The organism is Kluyvera sp. EC_51, assembly GCF_019584505.1.
Classification (GTDB): Bacteria; Pseudomonadota; Gammaproteobacteria; order Enterobacterales; family Enterobacteriaceae; genus Kluyvera; species Kluyvera sichuanensis.
On sequence record NZ_VDAG01000005.1, the window covers coordinates 1 to 4,256 of the forward strand.

At 50.0% G+C, this 4,256-nt stretch carries 3 protein-coding genes and 3 pseudogenes; 3 read left to right on the forward strand and 3 right to left on the reverse strand.

Features of this window, described 5'->3' with window-relative positions; translation table 11 throughout:
- Both FHC49_RS24285 and FHC49_RS01485 read left to right on the forward strand, forming a co-directional pair.
- Positions 1 to 404: IS1 family transposase (locus FHC49_RS24285; protein WP_255581028.1), on the forward strand; the 404-nt coding region annotated here is incomplete at its 5' end.
- Positions 405 to 421: 17 nt separating this feature from the next.
- A pseudogene (locus FHC49_RS01485) lies at positions 422 to 547 on the forward strand (VapC toxin family PIN domain ribonuclease); the annotation flags it as partial.
- A gap of 129 nt (positions 548 to 676) precedes the next feature.
- Here the strand turns inward: FHC49_RS01485 and FHC49_RS01490 are convergent.
- Together FHC49_RS01490 and FHC49_RS01495 are read right to left on the reverse strand one after the other, a co-directional pair.
- Positions 677 to 2,332, reverse strand: coding sequence for a methyl-accepting chemotaxis protein (locus FHC49_RS01490; protein ID WP_220438352.1), 1,656 nt, complete (start codon positions 2,330 to 2,332; stop codon positions 677 to 679).
- Positions 2,333 to 2,910: 578 nt separating this feature from the next.
- Positions 2,911 to 3,831, reverse strand: a pseudogene (locus tag FHC49_RS01495) (efflux RND transporter permease subunit); the annotation flags it as partial.
- A gap of 64 nt (positions 3,832 to 3,895) precedes the next feature.
- On the opposite strand from FHC49_RS01495, the pseudogene FHC49_RS01500 reads away from it, so the two are divergent.
- Positions 3,896 to 4,096 (forward strand): annotated as a pseudogene (locus tag FHC49_RS01500) (IS3 family transposase); the annotation flags it as partial.
- A 57-nt stretch (positions 4,097 to 4,153) separates the two neighbouring features.
- On the opposite strand, the gene FHC49_RS24290 reads toward FHC49_RS01500, so the two are convergent.
- Positions 4,154 to 4,256: hypothetical protein (locus FHC49_RS24290; RefSeq protein ID WP_001414958.1), on the reverse strand; the 103-nt coding region annotated here is incomplete at its 5' end.

Here is a 4,256-nt window from a genome sequence, read left to right on the forward strand (position 1 = left end):
GCGGTAAGCGTTATCCCGAAGAGTTTAAAACTGAAGCAGTCAAACAGGTTGTTGATCGCGGTTATTCTGTTGCCAGCGTTGCAACACGTCTCGATATCACCACCCACAGCCTTTACTCCTGGATAAAGAAGTACGGTCCGGATTCTTCCACTAATAAAGAACAGTCAGATGCTCAGGCCGAGATCCGCCGTCTCCAGAAAGAGCTGAAGCGGGTTACCGACGAACGGGACATATTAAAAAAAGCCGCTGTAGATTCAATTGGTCAACGCAACAGTTATGTGAAAACATGGGGTTGCGGAGGTTTTTTGGCACGGCTGGGACGGAAGTCGCTGTCGTTCTCAAAATCGGTGGAGCTGCATGACAAAGTCATCGGGCATTATCTGAACATAAAACACTATCAATAAGTTGGAGTCATTACCCCCCCATCGGGCCAAACGACACCGGTATTGCCGGACATGCCGTGTCGACAGGGGCGATTCTGGTCAGTAACAATGTGAGAGAGTTTGAGCGGGTACCGGGGCTGAAGCTGGAAGACTGGGTTAAATAAATAAGTGGACTGACCCCACCCCGATGATTTTGGGGGAAACGCTCAGCCGCTATATTCAGACTGCCTGCGCTCTTTGTAGCAACTGACATATCCCCCCTGGTGCACTTCTTTCAGTCTGCGGATAACCGGTTAGAACGTTTCCCAGTTATCGGCTGATTTGCCATCAGAGACTGTACTGTCTGGCGTGACTGATGCCCGGTATGCGGGGACTGGAACAGCTGTTGGCGGCTGCTCTTCACGCAAACGGAAAGTATTAACCAGCTCTGTCAGCATGGATGCCTGTTCAGCCATGGACTGCGCTGCACTTGCAGATTCTTCCACCAGGGCCGCATTTTGTTGTGTGGTTGTATCCAGTTGTGTGACGGCTACGTTAATCTGACGAATGCCGTCGCGTTGTTCCGTTGTCGCCCGGGTGATTTCGTTGATGAGCATATCCACATTTTGTGCGTTCTTTGTCATTTCCTGAATCACGGTGCTGGCAGTGGAGATGAGTTCACGACCTGCTTCCGTCTGTGAAACCGACTCTTCGATCAGTGACTTGATATCTTTTGCCGCTGTGGCACTCTTCTGCGCCAGACCGCGCACCTCGCCAGCAACAACAGCAAATCCACGACCTGATTCACCGGCACGTGCAGCTTCAACGGCAGCGTTCAATGCCAGGATATTAGTCTGGAAGGCAATGGACTCAATGACCGTGATAATCTCTGACATCTTCTGTGATGCTTTGTAGATACCGTCCATCTGACGGGTGGTAGCGTCCATCACTTCGTTATTGCGCTTCATGATGTGACCACCTTCAGTAACCAGTTGATGCACGTGTTGAGCGTTTTCGGCAGTGTTCGCTACTGTGGCAGTCAGTTGCTCCAGGGCTGAGGCCGTTTCAGCCAGAGCGCTGGCCTGTTCTTCTGTACGGGAAGACAAGTCCAGATTACCTGCTGCAATCTGTGAAGAGGCGGTGGAAACCGACATGGCACTGTCCCGTACCTGACTCAGCATACGACTGATGCTGATGATAGTAATTTTCAGGCCAGTCAGAAGCCTGCCGGTCTCATCGGTATGATAATTATCCCTGAATAATGTGGTCATGTCTCCGCGGCCTGAAGCTTCAATACCAGTCAGGGCTTCCTGCACTGGCCTGACGACACTGCGGGTCAGAATTCTGGCAGTTATTCCCCCCAACAGTATGCTTACGACAAGGATGATACCAGTCATCCAGAGGGATGAACGGTACGTGCTTTCTGCTTCGTTCTCTCCATTCTTCATCAGATCATTGGCGTAATCGATGATATCGGTAATCTCGTTAATAAAGACTTCTGTCGCCGGGATAGTTTCCGTATTCAGCATATTTTCTGCTGCATCATCTCCCTCTGATGTCTGAATGGAAAATACATGTTGCCTTGATGCCGTTACTAACCTGGCAGCATCAGACATTTCATCAACCATTTTCTCGGCTTGCACATCACCCGCAACACGTTTTTTTAGTTCCTCAAGGTATGAGGCATTCACCGCTGTCTGGGTACTGAGAGCTTCGATATATTTTTTGCGATCGCTCTCGTGATGTGCAGCAACGGCACGGAAAGACAAAAGGTAATCCTTATTGGCTCCATCGATGAGGTCATTGGCCAGCACCGTTGTCGGATAATATTTTTCGACGATGAGATTTGATGTTTTACGCAAATCAGAAAGCGCTGCGACCGCAATAATGCTGACAAGTACGAGCAGCAGCAGTAACAGGGCAAACCCTGCCCCCATGCGGGTTCCCAGCCTATAGTTCATAATATTCATTTGTTTATATTCCTTGTAGAAAAATAAATCATGTCCCTGAGGTAATCCGGAACGAAGAAACGTGTTTAGTTTTGAATATGTTATTGTTAGCGATAAGATAACCAGGAGTCTGCGCCATCATGTCGACGGGTAGATTATATGACTTTCATCACGTTTTTTCTATTGTAGGGATCAGAGTTGATGCCGAGATAAGTGGTTTTTCGTACAGACATAAGGTAAATTATTGTTGATATAATTCAATTTAAGTTTTTAAATTAAAAAAAACACCCACCCTATTATAACGACATTAGGGTGATAAATAAGAATATTAAGTCCAAGTTTAAAAAACGAACTGTTAATTTAATGTAGCCAGTGGGCAGCACAATGTCAGACAGGCGTTCCTTGTATACATCAGGCATATTTCAGAAAAAAGTATCAGTCATACTGACTAATACTGAATGAAAAAACATCCGGTAAGACAAATAAGCAACCACCAGACCGGAAGTAAAAGTGCGCTTCAGCACTCCACCGACACCGCGTCACAAAATAATCGTAAGCGTCATATCCGTAATGACGCTTACGTCGATGTCGGATCCGGTTTACCGCTCTTTCTGCATCACCAGACTCATGGCCGCCGGCAACACGGTCAGTGTCACCAGGGTCGCGACCATTAATCCGCCGATGATGGCGTATGCCATCGGCCCCCAGAACACCTGCTCCGCGATGGGTATCATCCCTAAAATTGCTGCGCAGGCGGTCAGCAGTATCGGGCGGGCGCGATGCTCTGCTGCTGCGATAATGGCGTCATTACCACACATCCCCTTTTGCGTATTGCTGTCCACTTCGCTGATGAGAATGACTGCATTACGGATTTTCATCCCGGCCAGCGCAATAATCCCCAGCAGCGCCACAAAGCCCATTGGCGTACCTGTCGGCAGCATGGCCAGCACGATACCAATGAGTCCGAATGGGGCCATCAGCAACGCCAGCAGCATCCGGGAAAAACGCTGCAGCTGTATCATCAGCAGAACCAGCATCACGCCGAGCGTCACCGGCAGCACAGCATAAACCGAGCGGTTACCTTTATCTGACTCAGCCACCGTGCCACCTTCTTCTATCTGGTAGCCCGCCGGGAGGGTCGAGCGAAGCGTGTTTACTGCCGGCAACAGTTGTTGTGATACCGCCTCTGCGCGCATGCCGGGGGCCAGATCCGTCTGCACGGTAATATAGGGCAGACGCTGCCGCCGCCAGATAACCGGGTCGTCAACGCCCCACGCCAGCGTGGCCACCTGGCCGAGCGGAATTTTATCTCCCCGGTCATTCGTCAGCAGCATCCCGGACAGCGTCGAGAGGTCCTTCCGCTCGGCGTTATCCGCGCGCAGCACCACGTCAATCATGCGGTTGTGGTCGCGTACCGTGGTCACGACACTGCCGGACCAGACGGCATTCAGCGCCTGCGCAATACTTTCTGAAGACAGTCCCGCCGCCCGCGCGGCCGTCTGGTTCACCTGCAGCGTGATATGAATCGCCACGGGTTTAACAGACACCTCAGAGTCATTTAAGATGGCTTAAAGAGAGGTGCCCATGAGCGGTAAGCGTTATCCCGAAGAGTTTAAAACTGAAGCAGTCAAACAGGTTGTTGATCGCGGTTATTCTGTTGCCAGCGTTGCAACACGTCTCGATATCACCACCCACAGCCTTTATGCCTGGATAAAGAAGTACGGTCCGGATTCTTCCACTAATAAAGAACAGTCAGATGCTCAGGCCGAGATCCGCCGTCTCCAGAAAGAGCTGAAACGGGTTACCGACGAACGGGACATATTAAAAAAAGCCGCTGTAGATTCAATCTGTCAATGCAACACCCCTTTCAATTATCTCTTTCGGTGTTTTGAACTTCAGTGTCTTTCTCGGTCTGTTGTTTAGCTGAGCAGCAACCAGATCTAGT